Here is a 21,559-nt window from a genome sequence, read left to right on the forward strand (position 1 = left end):
GAGGCCTGCGAAGGCATCCCTGTCCTGCAGGGCCAGGGTCCCGATGATCAGCCGTTCCACCCCGCTGTCCATGTAGGCCCGGGCCGTCTCCAGATCCCGAATACCGCCTCCGAGCTGGACCGGGACTCCGGTCCCGGCGCAGATCCTGCCCACGAGGGAGGCGTTCACCGGCTGGCCGTCAAAGGCCCCATCGAGGTCGATGACATGGAGCCACTCGGCCCCCAAATCGACCCAGTGTCTGGCCATGGCCACAGGATCGCTCGAAAACACCGTGACCTGATCTTTGACCCCCTGCCTGAGGCGAACGCATTGGCCACCCTTAATGTCCACCGCCGGAAAGATGATCACAGCCCCAGATCCTCCAGCCCCCTATGGATGCCCTCGCCGGCCAACTCCCTGGCCGTCAGCCATTTGCCGCCTCGGCGGACAAAGGTCGGGGCCTCCAGAATGTTCTGGCTCAGGGCGATCTGGGCCTCGTCGAAATGAAAACGCCGGACCGATTCGTCGGCCATGCCGATCAGGAACATGTCCAGCACGACCTTGGCCGGTTCGGCCGAACCCCATTGTCCACCCGCGCGCTCCCCCCATTCGAAGAGTTGGGGTACGAGCATATAGTCCGCCGACAAACAGCGGCCGACCTGCAACCAATAATCCAAGGCCGAAACCCGGGATGAACTGATATCCCTGTCCACGATCTCCACACATTGGCGGGTTAGGGTCGTACCCAGAAAGTTTCGTCCCAGTCGGGCCAGAAGGAGACTCTCCAAATCCGCGTCGAGATCGGTCAGGACCGTGGGCCCGACCAGAGGCTGATCCTCGGGAACATACCCGGCCAGGAGCTGGCCCATGTGACGGGGCTGAGTGAACGGGGCCACAGCCAGGATCATTCCCTGGGGAACCTTGAACCCTGGTTCCGGCCTCGTAGCGCAGGCTCCCAACAGCAACACGACCACCAAGGGCAGGAGGAAAAGGATTCTGTTCATGCCTGGAGGACGCCCTTTGTGCTGAAGACACCACGCTCGACCCTGGCAACGGCCTGGCGCAGGGCCAAGCCTAGGCCCTTGAAGGACGACTCGAGCAGATGATGTCCGTTCATGCCGTATCGAAAATCCAGATGGACGTTCATGCCCGCCGTGGTCGTCAAAGCCTTGAAGAACTCCCGCCAGACGTCCTTTTCCTCGCCAGCGATCACCTCCGGCAGGCAATCCTCCCGATAGACCAGATACGGCCTTCCTGACAGGTCCACCGTGGCCTCGACCAGGGCCTCGTCCATGGGCACCCGGGCCCAGCCGACCCGGCCGATGCCCTTGCGGTCGCCCAGGGCCTCCTTCAAGGCCGTCCCCAGGGAGAGACCCACGTCTTCGAGGGTGTGGTGGGCGTCCACATGCAGATCGCCGGAACAATTCAGGCGGAGGTTGAACCCGGCCCAATAAGCCATGAGGTCGAGCATGTGGTCGGCCAGACCGAAACCGGTCCGGATGGAGTTCTGCCCGTCCCCGTCCAGTTCCAGATGCAGGCTGATGTCCGTTTCCTTGGTCTTCCGCTCCAGGGTGTGCGTGCGCATGGGGTACCTATGTCTTCTTTTCAGGAGATTTCTTAGACTTCTTGGCCGCTACCTTGGCAGCCTTGGCCGCCGCCTTGGCTTCCCTGGCCGCGAGCTTGGCCGCCGCCCGCTCCTCGGCCTGTTTTTTTCTGCGCTCGATCCGCTCCTTGCCCAGATAATAGGCCACCCAGATACTGGCCTCGTAGAGAATGATCAAGGGACCCGCCATGAACACCTGGGAAACCATATCCGGCGGGGTCAGGATGGCCGAAACGATGAAGGATACCAGAATGGCGTACTTCTGCTTCTTGCGCAGCCCGGCCGAGGTGACCATGCCCATTCGGGCCAGGAAAAAAATGAACAGGGGCAGCTCGAAAACGAGACCGAAGGCGAACAGGAGCTTGACCGAAAAACTGAAATATTCCTTCAGGGAGGGCATGGGCCGGATCATGTCCGTGGCAAAGCCCATAAAAAACTCGAACCCGAAGGGAAAAACCACGAAATAGCCGAACATGGCCCCGGACACGAAAAACAGGGCCGAGAAAAAAGCCACCGGCACCAGGTAGCGGCGCTCCTCCGAGTAGAGGCCCGGGGCGATGAATCGCCACAATTGGAAGAAGATGTAGGGACTGGCCAGAAAGATACCGGCCAGAAAGGCCACCTTGATGTAGGTGAAGAAGCCTTCGGGCAGGCCGGTGTAGATCAGGGCGCTGTCCGGGGGCATGACCGCCACCAGGGGCCGCATGAGTATGTCGAAGAGTTCCTTGGCGAATCCGTAGCAGGCCAGAAAACCAACAAAGGAGGCGATCAGGCAGCGGACAATCCTGTTCCGAAGTTCCTCCAGATGGGCCGTAAAGGGCATGGCCTCCTGGGAATCTTCGGATTCAGGGGCCTTGGCCTGCTCCTGGTCCGTGCTCATTTTGAACCGTCCTTGGTCTCTTCCTGTTTCTCGACCGTCGATGCAGCGGGTGATTCAGCGCTGGTCTCGGGCTCCTTGTCGGCCTTGGCCTCGATCTTGGCCGCCTGGGCCGTGGTCTGTTTCTTCTCTTCTTGGGCCACCTCGTGCTCGATGGTCCTTTTGACGTCGTTGCTCATGCGACGGAACTCGCCCATGGCTTTACCCAGGGTTTTGGCGATTTCCGGAAGTTTTTTCGGGCCGATGACGATGAGAGCCACCAGCAGGATGATCATCAGTTCGGTGGTGCCGATGCCAAACATGTCGTACGCTCGTTGTTGTCTCTGGTTGAAGGGTGTTCCGGGCCGAAAGGATCAGGGATCATTCCCACTCGATGGTACTCGGCGGCTTGGAGGAAATGTCCAGAACCACCCGATTAACGCCCTTGACCTCGTTGATGATCCGGTTCGAAATTCTGGCCAGGACTTCGGACGGGACCCGGCTCCAGTCTGCGGTCATGGCATCCACACTGTCAACGATCCGCAGGGCCACCACATGCTCGTAGGTCCGCTCGTCGCCCATGACCCCCACGGTCTTCAAAGGCAAAAGCACGGCGAATCCCTGCCAGACCTTGTAGTACCAGCCCGATGCCATGAGCTCGTGGTGGACGATCCGATCGGCCTGACGAAGAATCTCAAGCCGCTCCCGGGTCACCTCGCCGACGATTCGGATGGCCAGCCCCGGCCCCGGAAAGGGATGCCTCCAGACGATGTAGTCCGGCAGGCCAAGTTCCTGGGCCACCTTGCGGACCTCGTCCTTGAAGAGCTCCCGCAGGGGCTCCACCAGACGCAGAGCCATCTTTTCCGGCAGCCCGCCCACGTTGTGGTGGCTTTTGATCACCGCCGAAGGGCCCTTGAAGGACACGCTCTCGATGACGTCCGGGTACAGGGTTCCCTGGGCCAGAAACTCCACGTTTTCGATGGCCTTGGCCTCGGCCTCGAAGACCTCGATGAAGGTTCGGCCGATGATCTTGCGCTTTTCCTCCGGGTCTTCGACACCTTCCAGACGATCGAGGAAGAGATCCTGAGCCTGAACCAACTTCAGGTTCAGGTCGAAGTGCTCCCGGAGGTACCCGGCCACTTCCTCGGCCTCGTTCATCCGCAAAAGACCGTTGTCCACGAAGATGCAGTGGAGCCTTGAGCCAATGGCCCGATGCAGGAGCACGGACACCACCGTGGAGTCGATGCCGCCGCTCAGGCCGCAAACCACCCTGGACTCCCCGATCAGGGCCGGAACGTCCCGAAGGACGCCCTCGACAAAGGAGGACATGGACCAGGTCGAACGCAGCCCGGCCACATGAAAGAGGAAATTACGGAGAATCTCGTTGCCATCCTCGGTATGGGCCACCTCGGGGTGAAACTGCAGGGCATGGAGCTTCCTGGACGGATCGGACATGGCCGCCACATCCACTGTCTCGGTCCTGGCCGTGACTGTGAATCCCGGAGGCGGCGACAGGACCTTGTCTCCGTGGGACATCCAAACCTGCAACGCCTTACCTCGGTCCAGGCCCTGCCACAAGGGCGAGTCCCCGGCCAGAGTCAGTTCCGACCGACCGTACTCACGATTATGGGCCGGAGAAACCTGCCCTCCCAGGAGATGGGCCAGAAGCTGCATGCCGTAGCAGATGCCTAGGACCGGAACTCCCCAATTCAGGATTTCCCGATCTAGACTCGGCGAAGTCGTGGCCGTGACGCTGGACGGCCCGCCCGAAAGAATAAGGGCCTTGGGATCCAGTGCCTTGAGTTCGGCCGTGGAGATGGTGCAGGGATGGATTTCGGAATAGATCCCGGCCTCCCGCACCCTGCGGGCGATGAGTTGCGTGTACTGCGACCCGAAATCGAGAATGATCACCCGTTCCTGAACCTGCATGCCTTTTTCACTCCTCGCCCGGATCCGGTCCGCGCTTCTAATTGTTGCCTTCAACCCTGTAGTTGGGGGCTTCCTTGGTGATGATGACGTCATGGACATGGCTTTCCCGGAGTCCGGCCGGGGAAATGCGCACGAACTGGGCGTGTTCCTGGAGATCAGCCAATGTCGGGCAGCCCAAGTAGCCCATGCCCGAACGGAGGCCTCCAAGGATCTGATCCAGAGTATCCATGACCGGGCCCTTGTAGGGTACCCGTCCGACAATACCCTCGGGCACCAGCTTGTGGCTCTCGGTCTTGTCCTGGAAATAGCGGTCACCGCTACCGGCCCTCATGGCGTCGATGGAACCCATGCCCCGATAAATCTTGTAGGTCCGGCCCTGGTAGAGGATGGTCTCTCCCGGACTCTCATCCGTTCCGGCCAGCATGCTGCCCATCATGACCGAATTGGCCCCGGCGGCCAGGGCCTTGACCACATCACCGGAGAACTTGACACCTCCGTCGGCGATGAGGGTCCGACCGAAGCGGCGGCAGACCTTGGCCGACTCCATGATGGCCGTGAGCTGGGGCACTCCCACTCCGGCCACCACCCGGGTCGTGCAGATGGAGCCTGGCCCGATGCCGACCTTGACCCCATCCACCCCGGCCTTGATCAGAGCCTCGGCCCCGTCGGCAGTGGCCACGTTTCCGGCAACCAGCTGACATTGCGGAAAGGCCGACTTGATGGCCTCCGCCGAACGGATAATATTTCGGGAATGGCCATGGGCGGAGTCAAGGACGATCAAATCCACCCCGGCCGACAACAGGGCCGCCACCCGCTCGTCCCGGTCACCGCCGACTCCCACGGCCGCCCCGACTCTGAGCCGTCCGTGGCCGTCCTTGCAGGCGTTTGGGTACTTGCGGACCTTCTCGATGTCTTTGATGGTCAAAAGGCCCTTGAGCTTGCCCGCGTCGTCGACCACGAGCAACTTTTCGATCCTGTTTTCGTGCAGAAGACGCTTAGCCTCTTCCTGGCCGATGCCCACCGGCACGGTCACCAGGTGTTCGCTGGTCATGACCTCGCTGACCTTGATCGAGGGATCCGTCACGAACCGGACGTCCCGGTTGGTGACGATGCCCACGAGGAGATCGCTTTCCACCACCGGCAGACCGGAGATGCGGTAACCCTCCATGAGTTCGAGAACCTTGCCCACCGTGTCCCCCGGAGCGACCACGATGGGGTCGATGATCATCCCGCTCTCGGACTTCTTGACCTTTTCCACCTCCAGACGCTGCCGCTCGATGGACATATTCTTGTGGATGACCCCTATGCCCCCGGCCCGGGCCAGATAGATGGCCATTCTAGACTCGGTCACCGTATCCATGGCCGCGCTCAACAGGGGCACGTTCAGAGAAATCTCGGGCGTGACCAAGGTGGAGATGTTGACTTGGTCCGGCAGGACCTCGGAGTACCTGGGAAGGAGAAGAACGTCATCGAAGGTCAAACCCGTGCCAACAATCTTGTCCATGAAATTGCTCCTGAGTTGACGGATCCGGAGTCAGGCCCCGAAAAAACGGGTGGAGCTCCGATCCGTTGAATTCTTAGAGTCCGAGGTAGGCCTTCTTGACGTCCTCGTTGGCCAGGAGATTTTGGGCCGTGTCGACCATGGTCACCCGGCCGTTCTCCATGACATATCCCCTGTGGGCTACCTTCAGGGCCTGGTTGGCGTTCTGCTCCACGAGGAAGATCGTAGTGCCATGTTCGGTGTTCAATTGGGAGATGATTTCAAAAATCTGCCTGATGACCAGCGGAGCCAGTCCAAGGGACGGTTCGTCCAAGAGGAGGAGCCTCGGCCTGGCCATCAACGCCCTGGATATGGCCAGCATCTGCTGTTCCCCGCCGCTGAGCGTCCCCCCGGCCTGGTGTCTCCGTTTGGCCAGGATGGGGAAGAGGCCAAAAACCATGTCCAGATCCTGCTTGATGCCGATCTTGTCTCGACGCAGATAGGCTCCCATGTCGAGGTTCTCCATGACCGTCAGGTAGGGAAAAATGAGCCTGCCCTCGGGAACCTGGGAAACCCCCATGGCCACGATGGCGTCAGCCGTCTTTCCCGTCAGGGAGCGGCCTTCAAAGACGATATCGCCGGACCGTGGAGGAACCACCCCGCAGATGGACATGAGGGTCGTGGTCTTGCCGGCCCCGTTGGCACCGATCAGGGTGATGATCTCGCCTTGCTCGACGCTGATGGACACGTCTTCAAGGGCCTGGATGTTGCCGTAGAAGGTGTCGATGGATTTGACCTCAAGCATCGGCGTCCTCCCCCAGATAGGCCTTGATCACCCGTGGATCCTTGGCGATCTCCTGCGGGGTGCCGACGGCGATGCCCTGTCCGTACTCCATGACATAGACTCGGTCCGACAGGCTCATAACCACCTTCATGTCGTGTTCAATGAGCAGGATGGAGATGTCCTCTTCGTCCCTGATCTTTCGGATCAGAACATTCAGGCTGGCCGTCTCCTGCGGGTTCATGCCCGCGGCCGGCTCGTCCAGCAGAAGAAGGAATGGGTCCGTGGCCATGGCCCGAGCTATCTCAAGACGGCGCTGAGCCCCATAGGGAAGATTGCAGGCCGTCTCGTTCACGAAGCGCTCCAGGCCGACCTTTTCCAGGAGATGATAGCTGGCGTCCACCGTGGCCTGTTCCTCGCGCATCGTCGTAGGGCCCCGGAGGACCGCACCGAGAATCCCGCTTCTGGTCCGGGAGTGACGGCCGATCATGACGTTCTCCAGGACCGTCATGTTTGGGAACAACCGGATGTTTTGGAAGGTTCTGGCCATGCCCTGGGCAGTGACCAGATTTGGTTTCATCCCGTTGATCCGTTTTCTGTCTCCCTTGCGCGACCGGATAAAGATGTCCCCATCCGTCGGGACATAGATGCCCGTGATGCAGTTAAAGAAGGTAGTCTTGCCGGCTCCGTTGGGCCCGATCAGGGCCACGATCTCCCCACGGTCGACCCGGAGGGAAACCCCGTCCAGGGCCCGAAGGCCTCCAAAGTCCATGGCCAGACCCTGGACGTCCAGCATGGTCGTTGCAGTATTCATGTCCGTGTCTGTCCTTGTTCGCTTTCGTCTCTGTCCTCGACGGACCTAGGCCTTGGCGCCGGTCTCTTTGGCCTGGCCCTTGTAGGTGTAGTGTCGTTTCGGGGTGGAAATGAGGCCCTGGGGTCGAAAGACCATCATCAGGACCATGGCTGCTCCAAAAATGAGCATCCGATATTCGGAAAAAGCCCGCAGATATTCCGGAAGCAGGATCATGATGAATGCCGCCAGGATAACACCGAGGATGGATCCCATGCCGCCCAGAACGACGATTGAGAGGATAATAGCCGATTCCAGAAAGGTGAAGCTGGCCGGATTGATGAACGTCGTCTTGGCGGCGAAGATGACCCCGGCAAAGCCCGCCCAGGTCGCCCCCAGGGAAAAAGCCATCAGCTTGGTCTTCATCTTGTCGATGCCCATGGCCTGACAGGCGATCTCGTCCTCGCGCAAGGCCATCCAGGCCCGGCCGATCCGCGAGTCCTGCAGGCGGTTGACCACGAAGATGGTCACGATGACCATGGCGATCATCAGATAATAGATGTAGACTGAGGCCTGAGTCACGCCCATCTCCATGCCGAAGAAGCCCGGGCGGCTTATGTTGGCGATGCCGCTCGGGCCCTGGGAGAACTCGTTCCAGTTTTCAAGGATCAGGCGGATGATCTCGCCGAAGCCCAGGGTGACGATGGCCAGGTAATCCCCCCGCAGCCTGAGGACCGGAAAGCCCAGCAAGATGCCGAACAGGGCCCCCAGAGCTCCGCCCAGGGGCAGAACCAACCAGAATCCGAGTCCGAAGTGGTAGTTCAGCAGGGCGTAGGTATAGGCCCCCACGGCGTAGAAGGCCACATAGCCCAGATCGAGCAGCCCGGCCAGCCCGACCACGATGTTCAGTCCCAGGCCCAGCATGACGTAGATGAGGGCCGTGATCATGATGTTCACCTGATAGGTTGACGTGATCAGCGGAAAGACCGCGGCCGCGGCCAGAAGAAATGCCCCGGCCGGCAGGAAAAATCTTGGCTGGGTCATGATCTGCCTGATCATCGTCTGGACTTTGCCCCCCTGGTCCCCGTCCGAGGACCCGCCTCGATTCCGGCGCTCCATGAGGTACCGCCAGACAAAGGACAGGACAAAGCTCCCCAGGCCGATCCAAAGGACGTTTTCCCATCGCCACTCGATGGTCTTGTTGACCGTGTTCACCCGAATGACCATTATCGGAAAGGTCAGAAACATGAACCAGATGGAGACGAGAAGGGATTTCTTGAGACCGTTCATGCGATAGTCACCTTGCTTCGCTGTTCGTGATCGTCGGCCCGGCAAAAAGCCCGCCGGGCCAAGCCGTCAGACCTTCTGGGTGGTCGAGCGCCCCAGGATGCCCGCCGGCCTGAAAATGAGGATCAGGACCAGCAGTGAAAAGGCGAAGACATCCTCATAGTCGCTTGAGATGTACCCGGTTCCGAAGCTCTCGGTCCAGCCCAGGACCAGACTGCCCAGAACCGCCCCGGGAATGGATCCGATCCCGCCGAGCACGGCCGCGGTAAAGGCTTTGATGCCGGCGATGAATCCGATGTAGAAATTGATCTGCCCGATGTGCGAGGCGATGAGCACCCCCCCCAAAGCGGCCAGGGCCGAACCGATGATGAAGGTCGTTGAGATGATGCGGTCCACGTTGACCCCCACGAGCATGGCCATCTTCCGGTTCTGGGCCGTGGCCCGCATGGCCTTGCCCATCTTGGTGAACTTGATGAGCATGGTCAGAAGAATCATGGCCACCGCCGCCACCAGGATGATGAGCAGATCCGATTCGGCCATGGTGCTGTAGTAGGGCTTCATGAACTCGAACTTGGGGATCAGCCGAGGAAAGGGCAGGAAGTCGGAGGTCTGGGCCAGCAGGACGTAGTTCTGCAGGAAAATGGACATGCCGATGGCGCTGATCAGGGGGGACAGCCTCGGGGCATGCCGCAGGGGCCGGTAGGCGATCTTTTCCAGGGTGAAGCCGTAGGACATGGAATAGATGACCGCCACCAGTGAGGCCAGGACCAGGATCGATATCCCGCTGAAGCCCATCATGGACAGGACCCCGGCCACGATCAGAGCCGTGAAGGCTCCGATCATGTAGATCTCGCCGTGAGCGAAATTGATCAGTTCGATGATGCCGTAGACCATGGTGTAGCCCAGAGCGATGAGCGCGTAGATGGCTCCCCTGGTCAGACCGCCGAAGAAAAGTTCCCAGAAATAGTCCATTGTCGATCGCCGTGGGCTTGAGCGTGAATCCGCGGGCCAAGGCCGCGGTCAAAATGGCAGGGACAGGCCATGGGCCTGTCCCTGCGGATCGTGACGGAGATGAGGACGGTTGCGGACTCCGTCCCGGAACTAGTTGAGTTCCTTGTAGACCCCATTCTGGACCTGATAGACCGAGAAACCGGCCCCTTCGGCGTCGCCCTTGTCGTCGAACTTGATCTTGCCGATGGGGGTGTCGACGTACTCGGTGCGCAGGGCCGTGACCAGCTTGTCATAGTCGGTACCGCCGGACTTCTCGATGGCGTTCAGCAGGGCCAGGGCCGCAGTGTAGGCCTGGTCGAAAAAGGCGCCCGGCTCGGACCCGAAGGCGGCCTGATGCTCGTCGCGGGCCACTTTGTACAGGGGATTGCTCGAAATGTCCTTGGGACCGGTGGCGTACACGCCCTCGGCATCCGGACCGGCCACCTTGATGAAGGTGTCATCCTTGACGCCGTCGTCGGACAGGAACGGGGTGTCCATGTTCTTCTTGCGCATGGTGCCGACGATCTTGGAGGCCTCGGGATGGTAGCCGCCAAAGACCACGCAGTCTGGCTTGGACCGGCCGACCTTTTGGACTACGGCCGAGTAGTCGACGGCCCCGGGGGTCACGCCTTCAAAAAGAACGACTTCGCCCTTACCGGTCAGATAGTCCTGGACAAAGGTGGCGAATCCCTTGCCGTAGTCACCTTTGTCATGGATGATGGCGATCTTCTTGGCCCCGAGTTTGTCAATAATGAAGTCAACGGCGACCTTGGCCTGGTCATTGTCAGGGGCGATGGTCCGGAAAAAGTTCGGGTACTCGCCACTCTGGGTGAGGGGCGGATTAGTGGCCGAGGGGGACATGCAGACCTTCTTGGCGTCGCGGTAGATGCCCATGGCCGCCTTGGTTGCCCCGCTGCAAATGTGGCCAAGGATGACGTCGGCCTTGTCGGAGACCAGCTTGGTGGCCGCGTTGGTGGCCATCTCGGGCTTGCACTGATCGTCCTGGGCCACGACCACGATTTTCTTGCCCAGCACACCACCCTGAGCATTGTACTTGTCGGCCACAAGCTTGGCGGCATTCAGGGTCGGCAGGCCATAGGAGGCCAGGTCACCGCTGTGGGCTCCGGCAACGCCAAGGATAATCGTGTCCTGGGCCAAAGCCGGACCGGCCAGACACCCGAGGCAGAAGGCGGCCAGGACGAACCTGCCCAGCAAGGCACGCAACGAACTTTTCATGGAACCCTCCCGAAGAAATTGAAAAAAGTTTGAGAAACCATGCCCGCCCCGATAGAACCGAACCTTCGACGCGAAGGACCGGGCGAAAGAAACCGGACCGGGCTCGATACCGCTTTAGAATAAGCGACGTTAGGTATCATCAAGCCTTTTGGGCTGTCAAATCCCGATCCGGTCCGGTCTTCGCATCGGATGAGACAGATTTCCTTCCCGGACGTTTTTTGGAGATCAGACCTTTTAAGTCGTCAGCCGCTTCGTCCTCGGATCCGGCCGGGGCCAGGAAATGCATCACCCCCTTCGGTGAAATCCAATGCCAGCCTTTGGGTTCCTTCAAAAGCTGAGCCCCCCGGCTTTCGAGATACTCGACATTCAGAGCCTCGGCCGCGCCCTGCTCGATCTCCCGCAAAAGATCCTGCCCCTCGAAGACCATGCTCGCCGAACGCTGGATCTCCAGGGCGGCCTGCACGATGTCCAGCAGGGCCACCCCCGGCTCCGCCTTTTTGGCCGTCAGAGCCTTCTCGAGGTTCTTCAGGTCGGAGGCAAGATTTTTTATCTCCCCCAAAGTCAAGACCCTGGCCCGCTCGGCTCGTTCCGTGACTACACGGGTCAACCGCTGCTGCATCTGTCTACCCATGACTTCTCCCGCTGTTCGTGATTGAATTCCTTGCCTAAAAACACGGTCTCGGTCTGGATTTGTCCAGTATTCCCATTTTGGCAGGAGCGACCGGACGATCGTCCCCTTGAGGAATTACGATGATTCCGTGCAAACGATTGGGCATGAACACCCAATCGTCCAATTTGATTGGAAAGCGAATTCTGGACGTCTTCACCAATTTATCCGTCGCCACCATCCTAGCCCAGTCCATAACATCTTTAGCAGGCTACCCGGTCCGGGTATAATCATAGCCGACGGCCAAGGAAACGAACCGGCAGAGATGCATGCGGAAATCGAATCTCGTCGACCCGCCTTTTCATGCATATCAGACTGGGAAAAAAGCTTGTGTGCACAAAATGCCATCAATCTTTCTATAATTGGTGGACCGATCTGACTTCTCGTCAGATGTGCATATTTCCACGAAGCATGGCGGTCAACACCGTAACGCATCGCCAACCGTGGCCGTGATGTCAAATAATTGTCCGAAGACGAGCCTTTCCTCGATTCCGAACCTCCGCACCACATCTTCAAAACCCCACAAGCCCCTTGCCCTGAAAGCCGGATCGTGGAAGAAAGGCCCATGCCCGTTGGGCCGAACCATCCAACTCCAAGCAAGGAGAACCCGCCATGAAACATTGCCTGACCATCCTGACCGTCCTTGTTCTGACTTTGACCCTATCTCTGCCGGCCATGGCCGACGATATCCCGGACCTGACCGGTACATGGGAGGGAACCAGGAGCAGCATGGTCCACCATGGAGACAAGACCGTCTTTGTCGAGGAAAGCCCGGGCATGACCTATGTCATCGAGCGTCAGGAAGGCCGATTGATCATGGGCCGCAAAATCACCGTCCGCAAGGTCGACGGCCAAAAACACGACGAGCCCTTTGTCGGTGTGATCAGCGCCGATGGCTCGGCAATCAGCCTGGCCGACTTTGAGGCTGGATACGCTTTCGGCCGAATCCTCGGACCGGCCGACCTGGAAATAACCTATCTGTCCGACGGCACCAGCCCGACGGACAAGAACATGGTTGCCGGAATCCACCGCCTGAAGCGGACACAATAGAGGAACCGGACGTTGATCGACCACCGAAACGGAAACGACCGGACAAGGGCCAGTGGATTGCGCCTCCCTTGCTTTTTCCACGAGTTGGACCCAACCCTCGAAGCCACCCTCGCTTCGAGGGCGGCCCGTTTTCGGGTTGACATCGGCCCCTGATACCTGTCAGGAAATCAAACCATCTGACCGCAAGACGAAACCTTAACAACACCCGGGGAACGAACACCGCCCATGCACCTTCACGTGAACCCCAAGCCACGGAAGAACCGTTACCGCAGTCGTTCTCGAGCTCCGTTCATTCCGAACCTGAAACGACTGATCAACGGTCTGGGGAAGGTCCGGCCCTCACTTCCGACCTGGCGGCCCCGGCCCTGGTCCGTACCCCGGCTTTCCTGGTCGGCCTTCGACCTGCCCCGATTTCGGCCCCTGACCGCCCGTCTGGTCATGCCTCTGACCGTCGCTGCCTTGATCTTGGCCTTCACGGCCCTGGCCGTGGCACTTCTGACCACAGACCCGACCCAGGAAACGGCCGTGGCCGCCGTACCTCCGATCCCCCCGCCGGCTAGACAGGAAATTCTGACCCAGACCCCTCTCGAACCCCAGCACCCGGTTGTCTCGGGTCCGGAGACCACGACAATTTCAGAAACCGTCCATCCAGGCCAGACCCTATCGGACATTCTGAACCCCTACCTTAATGTTGCCGATATTCACTCCACGGCCGCCCGTTGCGCCGAGGTCTTTCCAGTCACCCGGTTCAGGGTTGGCCAGCCCTATACCATCACCCTTTTGGACGATCTCATCTCCGAATTCATCTACGAGATCGACTCTTCGGAACAGCTTGTCATGAATTTCGGTTCCTCCGGCCTGCAAGGCGTTGAACGCCAGGCCATCGCCTACGACCTGTCGATCAGATCCGTGGCGGGGACCATCACCTCCAGCCTGTTCGGGGCTGTGGACAAATTGGGAGAAAAACCCGAACTGGCCATCAGACTGGCCGACATCTTTGGATGGGACATCGATTTCGTCCGGGACATCAGGGAAGGGGACGGTTTCCGCCTTGTGGTGCAGGAGCGGTTCCGGGAAGGGGAATTTTCGGGCTACGGCCCCATCCTGGCGGCCACCTTCACCAACCAGGGAAAAACTTTCCAGGCCTTTCGCTTCGAGGACCGGGCCGGTCGGGCCGACTACTACGACGAAAACGGCCGCTCCATGCGCAAGGCATTCCTTAAGGCGCCATTGTCCTTCACCCGCATCTCGTCGGGCTATACCAACAGCCGATTTCACCCGATTCTGAAAACTTGGCGGCCCCATCACGGCATCGACTACGCAGCCCCCACGGGCACGCCAATCATGACCGTGGGTGACGGGGTGATCTCGGCCCGAAGCTACGACAACGCCGCTGGCCGTTACGTCAAGGTCCGACACTCCAACGGGTACGAGTCCATCTACAACCACATGTCTAAATTCGCTTCAGGGACGAACCCGGGCTCCCGGGTCAAGCAGGGTCAGGTCATCGGCTACGTCGGGACCACAGGCTACGCCACCGGTCCACATCTGGACTTTCGGGTCAAGAAAAACGGCGAATACGTGAATCCGCTGACAATCAAGTCACCTCCGGCCAATCCGGTCCCTGCCGAGCACATGGCCGCCTTCCAAATGGAGCGGGAACGCCTCCTGGCCCTGATCAACGTCGAGGACTCTCAAGATCTGGCCGCGACCACGGACCGGCCAAGGTCCGGGTCCGGATCCTGACCCACCTCAGCCGAACAGACAGCGACTGACGTCGCCGATTCTGGTCCACCCCGCCTGATCCTGTTGCCCGGCCTTGGGATGAAAAACAGGGGTGTAGCCAAGTCTCCCGGCCTGACGAAGCCGAAGGGCATGGCTGAACACCGGACGGACCTGCCCGTTTAGATCCACTTCCCCCCAGAACACCGCTCCCTCGGGCAGGGCCCGGTCCCGAATGGACGACAGAATGGCCACGGCCAGACCAAGATCCAGGCCTGGATCGGTCAGCTTGAGTCCCCCGCCGATCTTCACGTAGATGTCCATCTGGGACAAATTGAGCTTAAGCCGTTTTTCCATCACCGCCAGGATGAGGTTTAGGCGATTGGCCTCCAGGCCCACTGCCGTCCGGCGGGGAAAGGCCAGGTAGGATTTGCACGCCAGGGCCTGAACCTCCACGGCGAAGGTTCTGTGCCCCTCGGCGGCCATGACCAGAGCCGTGCCGCTCAGGCCAGGATCCCGGGCCTGGAGAAAGAATGTCGCCGGGTCGTCCACTATTTTAAGCCCTTCTTTGGCCATCTCCAGGACCAGAAGCTCGTCCGAGGGTCCGAACCGGTTCTTGATCACCCGCAACAGCCGGTAGAGATGCTGGCGATCCCCTTCCAGATAGAGGACCGTGTCCACCATGTGCTCCAGAATCTTGGGTCCGGCGATCTGGCCGTCCTTGGTCACATGGCCCACGAGGACAACGGCCGTGCCGGTCTCCTTGGCCTTGTCGATAGCCTGCACGGCCACGGACCGGACCTGGCCGACGCTCCCCGGCAAACCCGGAGCCTGGGACGAGGTCATGGTCTGGACCGAATCCAGAATCAGAAGATCGAGACCCGGATTCTGGTCCATAAGCTGCAGAGCCTCGTCCAGCCTGTTCGTGGCCAAGGCCGTCAACCCTGGCCCCAGAAGGCCTAAGCGGTCGGCCCGGCCGCGCAGTTGCGCCAGGGATTCCTCTCCGGAGACATAGGCCGCCCGTCCCTGCCCCCTGGCCAGAGCGTAAGCCAGTTGCAAAAGCAGGGTCGATTTCCCGATACCCGGCTCCCCGCTGAGAAGAATGGCCGCACCAGGTTCCAGTCCACGCCCCAGCACAGCGTCCAGGCCCGACATCCGGGTCGAAATGGCCTCGCTTTCAGGGTCGAGGGCCTCCTCCAAAAGTATGGCCCCGCTCGAACGGCCCTCCTGCCCTCCTGCCGGACCGGCGACTCCAAGCTCCCTGGCCAGGGTATTCCACTCGCCGCAGGCCTTGCACTGGCCCTGCCAGCGGGACGTTCCTTGGCCGCAGGCCGAGCATACATACCATTCCTTTTCCCGTCCTTCTTCGCGGGTCTTGCCCATGTCCGCTCCCTGTCGCCCTTCAGAACAAGGACGGCCCAAAAATTCTCGGCCCGGCCGGGCCGTCCTCGAGTCTGAAACCCAGGCCTTCAATTTCTGCCCGAAGGCCGTCGGCACCCGAAAAATCCCTGCTCTCCCGCAAAAAGCCCCGCCGAACCACCAGATCCCGGACCTCGGCCGGGACGTCGGTCCAGACTAAGGGCAGGGCCCTTCTGTCCAAAATTCCGAGGACCTCGTCCACCTGGAAGAGGGCATCCAGACAGATCCGGGCCTCCCGGTTCCACCCGGCCCGGCCTGCGGATAGGCGGTTGATCTCCCGGCAGAACTCGAACAGGGCCGGCCAGAACTTGAAGATCCCCAGGTCCGCATCCAGGGTCTGACGGAAGGACCGATGCAGATCGAACGCGGCCTGCCTGACTTCAGCTCCGGCCTCTTCACGAAATTCCACGGCCCCAGCCTCTTCATGACCGGAACAGGCCCGAAGCATGGCCGCCGTCTCCTGGACCCGCTTCTGGTTTTTGGCCCACATGGCCAAGGTTTCGTCTCCGGCGTCGAGGCTCCGCCTCCAGGCTGCCGACAAAAGCCACATCCGCAGCGCATGGGCGGACCATCCCTGGGCCAGTAGACCGTCTAGGCCCGAGTCCTGATCGGATCCGCCCCGCACCGGACCGCTGGCGCACCAACACCCCGGAACCAAGCCCAGGGCCCGCCAGATGCCCCCAACATTTTCGATATGGGGAAAGACCTGATCAGACCCGGCCATGAAGAGCCGTATCCGCTTCGGGGCCAAAAGCCCGGCCCAGGCCATCTGCAGATGCCAGGACGGGCGAACATTGCCCCATTTCGTCTTAAAGACCGTGCCCTCTTTCAAATCCTGGAGAGTGGCCCGCTTGAGCAGAGTGAAGTCCCGTGGATCGTCCTTGGCGTAGCGTTCCAGGTCGACGGTCTTGCCCGGGCTCAATTTGTCCGTATCCATTCCGGACAACTCACCGTACCCGGAGTCACGCTGAACGTCGTAGTAGAGGGACCTGAGCTTCTCGTAGGCCAAACCCTTGTTTAAGAGTTCCGTGCAGACCCCTGTCATTCCCTCGGCGTCGCTGCCTCCGAAAATCAGGGCCGAATTCGAGGCCACGCCCATAATCCCGCAAAGCTTAGCGATCCGGTCCCTTTGCCCGTGACAAAAGACCTCCCGGGTCTGTCCGGCAGATCTGGCCGCAGCCACGGCCCGATCGTCGAAATCGGCCAGGCCCACCGCCGTCTGGGCCGTGAAACCCTCACGGCCCAAATACCTGGCCAGCACGTCCAGATGAAGCAGTCGTCGCCAGAACTCCAGATCGCCGGTCCTGTCCAGGCTGGGTCCAGGGGTGTAGAGGACATTGACGTCCCGTGAAGAAAACGGGCGGACCGTCCGGGATTCGTCGAGCCCGCCCAGGGCTGGGCCCTCGTCCTCCCTGCCCGCGTAGAGAGAAGTGCTCAGGTAGCGGTCCCCGGCGTCGGGAAGAATGACCACCACAAGGCCTTTGGCCATGTCGGCGGCCACATCCAGTGCCCCGGCCAGGGCGGCACCTCCGCTCATGCCGATAAACAGCCCTTCCTTGCGTGCCGCATCCCGGCACAACCCGAAGGCCCGCTCATCCTCGACGTGAACGACCTCATCGAGAACGCTCCGGTCGTAGATACCCGGAGGATAGGACTCCTGCATGTTTTTAAGTCCCTGAATCTTGTGGCCGGCAAAAGGCTCAACCCCCACCACCCTCACTGCCGGGTTCAGAGTCTTGAGCCCCCGACACAGGCCCATGGCCGTGCCCGTGGTTCCCAGGCAGGCCACCACGCAGCTAACCCTTCCCTCGGTCTGCTCCCAAATCTCCCTGGCCGTTCCAAGGCAATGGGCTTCGATGCTGGCCGGGTTGTTGTACTGGTCCATGAGCACGTAGCGGTCGGGTTCCTCCCGAGCCAGACGATAGGCCTCCTCAATGGCCCCGTCCGTGCCGAACCGGGCCGGAGTCTGGATGAGTTCGGCCCCGTAGGCTCTCAGGATGCTCTTGCGCTCCTCCGAGGCCGCCTCGGACATGACCAGAGTGATGGCATAGCCTTTCACAGCGCAGACCATGGCCAGACCGATACCCGTGTTCCCTGAAGTGGCCTCGATGACCGTCTTGCCAGGTGCGAGTTCGCCGCTCTTCTCGGCCGCCTCGATCATGGCCAAGGCCACCCGATCCTTGATGGATCCGCCGGGATTAGCGGACTCGAGCTTGGCGGTCAGAGTCACGTCTGGATTCCGGTTCAACCGTCCGATCTTGATCAGCGGAGTGCGCCCGATGGCCCCCAGCACGTTTTCAGCAATGTCCACGCCCATTCCTCCCTGGATCAGTCCCCCGCCCGGACGCCCAAAACGGCCTTGATCGTCAACTGGATCCGCATCAATCCTTCGTAGTTCGATTTCTGGGGACAGAAGGCCACCTGGAGTTCATGTCCCTTCAGGTCTGTGGCCGTCCACTCCGGACCGGCCCTCCAGAACTGGGCCTGCATGGTCGTTCCGCACTCCGGATCCCTCAGTGTCAACCCGAGGTGCAGGCGGTCTCGGCCCAAAAGTCTGGAATCCCGGACCTCCAGCCATCCAGACCTGAAGACCGGTCGGGGATTGCCCGGACCAAAGGGCTGCATCAATTCGATCTCATCCAGAAGCACCGGGGTGATGTCTTGAAACGGCAAAGCCATATCCAAAACGATTTCCGAAGGACCCGGACGGCGACCCAATTGCTCCAGGACGACCTCAGAAAAGAGCCCCTCGAAGGCCTCCAGACGCTCCGGGGGCAGACTGCAGCCAGCCGCGTGTCGATGGCCTCCGAATCTTGTCAAAAGTTCCGAGCACCTGGTCAATCCTTGGAAGAGATCGAAATCGCCTGCGCTGCGGCCAGAGCCCTTGAGACCCTCGTGGTTGGCGGTCAGGACAATGGTCGGAACGTGGAACTCCTCCACGATTCGTGAGGCCACGATGCCGATAACCCCCTGATGCCAATCCGGGCCGTACAGAACAAATCCAGCCCGGCCCAGAGCCGTCTGCCCCATGGCCTGGACCCGGGCCTCGTCCAGGATCCTAGCCTCCTCGGCCCGGCGATTGGAGTTGAGAACGTCGAGCTTCCGGGCCATCCGTCCGGCGGCGGCCTCGTCTTCGGACAAGATCAGGTCCAGAGCCATTTCCGGATCGTCAAGCCGACCGGCCGCATTGAGCCTCGGGGCCAGGCCGAAGCCGATGGAGCCGGTGCCCACGGATGCGTCCGTCTCCATGCCGCAAACCCGCTTCAGGGCCCGGATACCCGGCCTCGGGGAATCCTTGAGCAGGAGCTGGCCATTCTTGACCAGAATCCGGTTTTGGCCCTTCAGACTGACAACGTCGGCCACGGTTCCCAGGGCCACCAGGTCCAGGAATTGACGCATGTCCACGACCGGTCCCGGCAATAGACGATTGAGGGCCGCCGCCAGAAAAAACACCACGCCCACCCCGGCCAGGGACTTGGATGGCCAGTCCAGGACCAGGGGATTGATGAGGACGTCGGCCGGAGGCAGCTCCGGACCCGGGGCATGGTGGTCGGTCACGGCCACGAACAGGCCCAGTTCCTTGGCCCGAGCGATGGGTTCCAACGCATTGGTCCCGCAGTCCACCGTCAGCAGAACCTTGGCCCCGGCCTCGGCCAAATTCTCGATCCCGTGGACGCTCAACCCGTAACCGTCGTCCCGGCAGGGCAGGAAATGCTTAGCAACCACCCCCCGCCTGGCGCAAAAATCCCTGACCAGGGCCGTGGCCGTGACTCCGTCCACGTCATAATCTCCCCAGACGACCAGTGCCCCTCTCTCTTCCAGGGCCATGGCCAGACTCCTGGCTCCTTCAAGGAGCCCCGGCCACTCCTCCAGGGGTTTGAGCAGGGAAAGATTCGGGCAGAGAAAACGACGGATATCCTCCGTCGATGTCAAACCCCGCAGAGAGAGAATCCGGGCCAGGATCGGGGAGATGCCCAAGGTGTCGGCTTGTGGACCATCCATGGCCCTGGACTCTGGCCGCATCGTCCATTTGGTGCATGTGCGAGTCATTTTCTGATACGGGAAGTGGTTGGGGTTTGGCACGTGAAGGCTAGAAAAGAACGCCGTGGACCGAGGCTCCACCGTCCAGACACTCTGCCGCCGCGGCCACGGCCGCGTCCGTTCGGTCCTTGCCAGTCAGGGAAGCCAAGATGCGCCGTTCGTCGTCCACTGCGTCCGGCCCGGTCAGGACCAGACCGTCAGCCAAGCAGAGGATTGCAGACGCCTCCTGAAAGGCCGGAGCCGAGAGCGGGGCGTGGTGCCAGCTGATGGGTTCGGTGATCTCGTCCGGCAGGTTCCAGCTCCGCAGGGCCAAGGCGCCGATCAGGGCGTGGTCGATGCCCCAGTGGGCCTCCTCGGCCTCGAGCAGGGGTACCCCATCCTTGACCGCCAGAACGTTGATGGCCCGCCAATGATCGGGCCGCAGAAGGACCGTGAAGAGCTTACCCATGTCGTGGAGCAGGCCAGCCGTGTAGATGATGGATGGATCCCGGTGTTCCAGGACATTGGCCACGGTTCGGGCCGTCAGGGCCACGGCGAACCCGTGACGCCAGAAACTCTCCAGGTCGAAATCGTTCGGATCGATCCGTTTGTTTACGGAGCGCAGGGCCACGAACAAAACCATGGTCCTAATTTCTTTCATCCCCAGAATCGACACGGCCCGGTCCAGAGTCGATATCTGGGACTGCAACCCGTAGTAGGCCGAGTTGGCCGTCTTCAGAATCGCAGCGCTCAGACCAGGATCCCGGTTCACGGCCCGGGCCACGTCGGCCAGGGAGCCCAGGGAGTCTTCCGCCGTCAGGATGAACAGATCCCTAATCAGGACTGGGGAAAAGGGCAGAATAGATTGGACCTCGGACAGGCCGGCCAGGAAATCCTGCCCCTGCTGAAAATCCACCGCTACTCCTTGGCCTGATCCAAAAGCTCGAGAGCCTTCTTGTAGTCCTTGGGAACCAGGTTGTGCTTCTGGAGGTAGGCCACGAACTGTCTGGCTTCCTTCAGCTCCGGGTTGAGCTTGAGTGCCTGGAGAAGGTGGTCGATGGTCTTGGGAACGTCGTCCTGGGCGAAATGGGCCCTGGCCATGTTGTAATGAAGGTTCTCGTCGTGAGGGGCCAACTCACTGGCCCGGGAGTAATATTCCAGGGCTTGTTCGATCATCTTGTTCTTGCGCAGCTTGATGCCGAACTCGTTGAAGAGGTGCTTGTGCTCGGCCTCGAAGGCCGCATCCAAGTGAACGAGACGGTTGAAGATGTCGTTGCCCTTGTTCGTCTCGCCCCGGTCGAGATAGGTAAGCCCTAGGCCGAAGTTGGCCCTGATGTTCTCCTCGTCCACCTTGATGGCGTTGTTGTACTCGAACTCGGCGCTGAACGACTCCCCTCGGGTCCTGTGGCGGTCGGCCTTGGCAATGGTCTTGGTCAGCTCCCGCATCTTCGGATACACGGTTTGGGTGTAGAACTCGGGTTCCGGGGCAAACTTGTCGAGAAAATCATCCTTAGGCACCAGTTGTTTAGGGCCCGAAGGCACGTAGTTCACGTTCAGGGGCTGAACCTCGACGTTACCGTCCTCGATCTCTTTGACGAACCAATAGGTCTTCTGGACGGTCTTGCGGACCGTGGTCCCGGTCCCGACCTTGGCCACAGCCTCGGTGGAGAAAACCCCGCTCAGAAGTTCCCGGGGCTTTTCCTCCAGCCCATCGCCCTCGTTCGTCCCGCCGCTTTCGACTTCCTGATCC

The 21,559-nt window shown here is 60.7% G+C and carries 20 protein-coding genes; 2 read left to right on the forward strand and 18 right to left on the reverse strand.

The window, feature by feature from the left end; translation table 11 throughout:
- The 13 genes from EOM25_00945 to EOM25_01005 all read right to left on the reverse strand — a co-directional run.
- A partial coding sequence (locus EOM25_00945; GenBank protein NCC23754.1) for a 1-(5-phosphoribosyl)-5-((5-phosphoribosylamino)methylideneamino)imidazole-4-carboxamide isomerase occupies positions 1–348 on the reverse strand: 348 nt, incomplete at its 3' end.
- A complete protein-coding gene (locus EOM25_00950) occupies positions 345–983 on the reverse strand; it encodes a hypothetical protein (GenBank protein ID NCC23755.1) in 639 nt (212 codons plus the stop codon). The genes EOM25_00950 and EOM25_00945, both read right to left, overlap by 4 nt.
- A complete protein-coding gene (gene hisB, locus EOM25_00955) occupies positions 980–1,564 on the reverse strand; it encodes an imidazoleglycerol-phosphate dehydratase HisB (protein ID NCC23756.1) in 585 nt (194 codons plus the stop codon). Before hisB ends, EOM25_00950 begins: the two co-directional genes overlap by 4 nt.
- A 7-nt stretch (positions 1,565–1,571) precedes the next feature.
- Positions 1,572–2,462: a twin-arginine translocase subunit TatC gene (gene tatC, locus EOM25_00960; GenBank protein ID NCC23757.1), complete on the reverse strand. Its 891-nt coding sequence runs from the start codon at positions 2,460–2,462 to the stop codon at positions 1,572–1,574.
- Positions 2,459–2,761, reverse strand: coding sequence for a twin-arginine translocase subunit TatB (gene tatB, locus EOM25_00965; GenBank protein NCC23758.1), 303 nt, complete (start codon positions 2,759–2,761; stop codon positions 2,459–2,461). Before tatB ends, tatC begins: the two co-directional genes overlap by 4 nt.
- A 58-nt stretch (positions 2,762–2,819) precedes the next feature.
- The gene (locus tag EOM25_00970; protein NCC23759.1) at positions 2,820–4,367 is read right to left on the reverse strand and encodes a glutamine-hydrolyzing GMP synthase; all 1,548 of its coding nucleotides are present in this window, start codon (positions 4,365–4,367) and stop codon (positions 2,820–2,822) included.
- Between the two features lie 37 nt (positions 4,368–4,404).
- Entirely contained in the window at positions 4,405–5,871 is a 1,467-nt protein-coding gene (gene guaB, locus EOM25_00975; GenBank protein ID NCC23760.1) for an IMP dehydrogenase, read from the reverse strand.
- Between the two features lie 73 nt (positions 5,872–5,944).
- Positions 5,945–6,652 (reverse strand): ABC transporter ATP-binding protein, encoded by a 708-nt coding sequence (locus tag EOM25_00980; protein NCC23761.1) that lies wholly within the window; start codon positions 6,650–6,652, stop codon positions 5,945–5,947.
- Positions 6,645–7,442: an ABC transporter ATP-binding protein gene (locus EOM25_00985; GenBank protein NCC23762.1), complete on the reverse strand. Its 798-nt coding sequence runs from the start codon at positions 7,440–7,442 to the stop codon at positions 6,645–6,647. Before EOM25_00985 ends, EOM25_00980 begins: the two co-directional genes overlap by 8 nt.
- A 45-nt stretch (positions 7,443–7,487) precedes the next feature.
- Entirely contained in the window at positions 7,488–8,708 is a 1,221-nt protein-coding gene (locus EOM25_00990) for a branched-chain amino acid ABC transporter permease (protein NCC23763.1), read from the reverse strand.
- 66 nt (positions 8,709–8,774) lie between these two features.
- Positions 8,775–9,677, reverse strand: a complete 903-nt coding sequence (locus EOM25_00995) for a branched-chain amino acid ABC transporter permease LivH (GenBank protein NCC23764.1) — start codon at positions 9,675–9,677, stop codon at positions 8,775–8,777.
- Between the two features lie 129 nt (positions 9,678–9,806).
- Positions 9,807–10,931 carry a branched-chain amino acid ABC transporter substrate-binding protein gene (locus EOM25_01000; protein NCC23765.1) on the reverse strand — a complete coding sequence of 375 codons (1,125 nt, stop codon included), beginning with the start codon at positions 10,929–10,931 and terminating at the stop codon, positions 9,807–9,809.
- 139 nt (positions 10,932–11,070) lie between these two features.
- The gene (locus EOM25_01005; GenBank protein NCC23766.1) at positions 11,071–11,562 is read right to left on the reverse strand and encodes a hypothetical protein; all 492 of its coding nucleotides are present in this window, start codon (positions 11,560–11,562) and stop codon (positions 11,071–11,073) included.
- Between the two features lie 648 nt (positions 11,563–12,210).
- Here EOM25_01005 and EOM25_01010 point away from each other — a divergent pair.
- Together EOM25_01010 and EOM25_01015 are read left to right on the forward strand one after the other, a co-directional pair.
- Entirely contained in the window at positions 12,211–12,648 is a 438-nt protein-coding gene (locus tag EOM25_01010) for a hypothetical protein (GenBank protein NCC23767.1), read from the forward strand.
- 225 nt (positions 12,649–12,873) lie between these two features.
- Positions 12,874–14,394, forward strand: coding sequence for a peptidase M23 (locus tag EOM25_01015; GenBank protein ID NCC23768.1), 1,521 nt, complete (start codon positions 12,874–12,876; stop codon positions 14,392–14,394).
- A gap of 6 nt (positions 14,395–14,400) precedes the next feature.
- On the opposite strand, the gene radA is transcribed toward EOM25_01015, so the two are convergent.
- From radA to EOM25_01040, 5 genes are all read right to left on the reverse strand, one after another.
- Positions 14,401–15,753, reverse strand: a complete 1,353-nt coding sequence (gene radA, locus EOM25_01020) for a DNA repair protein RadA (protein NCC23769.1) — start codon at positions 15,751–15,753, stop codon at positions 14,401–14,403.
- A 19-nt stretch (positions 15,754–15,772) separates the two neighbouring features.
- Positions 15,773–18,106 carry a cysteine synthase gene (locus tag EOM25_01025; GenBank protein ID NCC23770.1) on the reverse strand — a complete coding sequence of 778 codons (2,334 nt, stop codon included), beginning with the start codon at positions 18,104–18,106 and terminating at the stop codon, positions 15,773–15,775.
- 11 nt (positions 18,107–18,117) lie between these two features.
- On the reverse strand, positions 18,118–19,812 hold the full coding sequence (gene recJ / locus EOM25_01030) for a single-stranded-DNA-specific exonuclease RecJ (GenBank protein ID NCC23771.1): 1,695 nt from the start codon (positions 19,810–19,812) through the stop codon (positions 18,118–18,120).
- 67 nt (positions 19,813–19,879) lie between these two features.
- Complete coding sequence (locus tag EOM25_01035) at positions 19,880–20,725, reverse strand: HDOD domain-containing protein (GenBank protein ID NCC23772.1); 846 nt, start codon at positions 20,723–20,725, stop codon at positions 19,880–19,882.
- 2 nt (positions 20,726–20,727) lie between these two features.
- Positions 20,728–21,516 (reverse strand): hypothetical protein, encoded by a 789-nt coding sequence (locus tag EOM25_01040; GenBank protein ID NCC23773.1) that lies wholly within the window; start codon positions 21,514–21,516, stop codon positions 20,728–20,730.
- Positions 21,517–21,559: the final 43 nt, after the last annotated feature.

Source organism: Deltaproteobacteria bacterium (assembly GCA_009929795.1).
Classification (GTDB): Bacteria; Desulfobacterota; Desulfovibrionia; order Desulfovibrionales; family Desulfomicrobiaceae; genus RZZR01.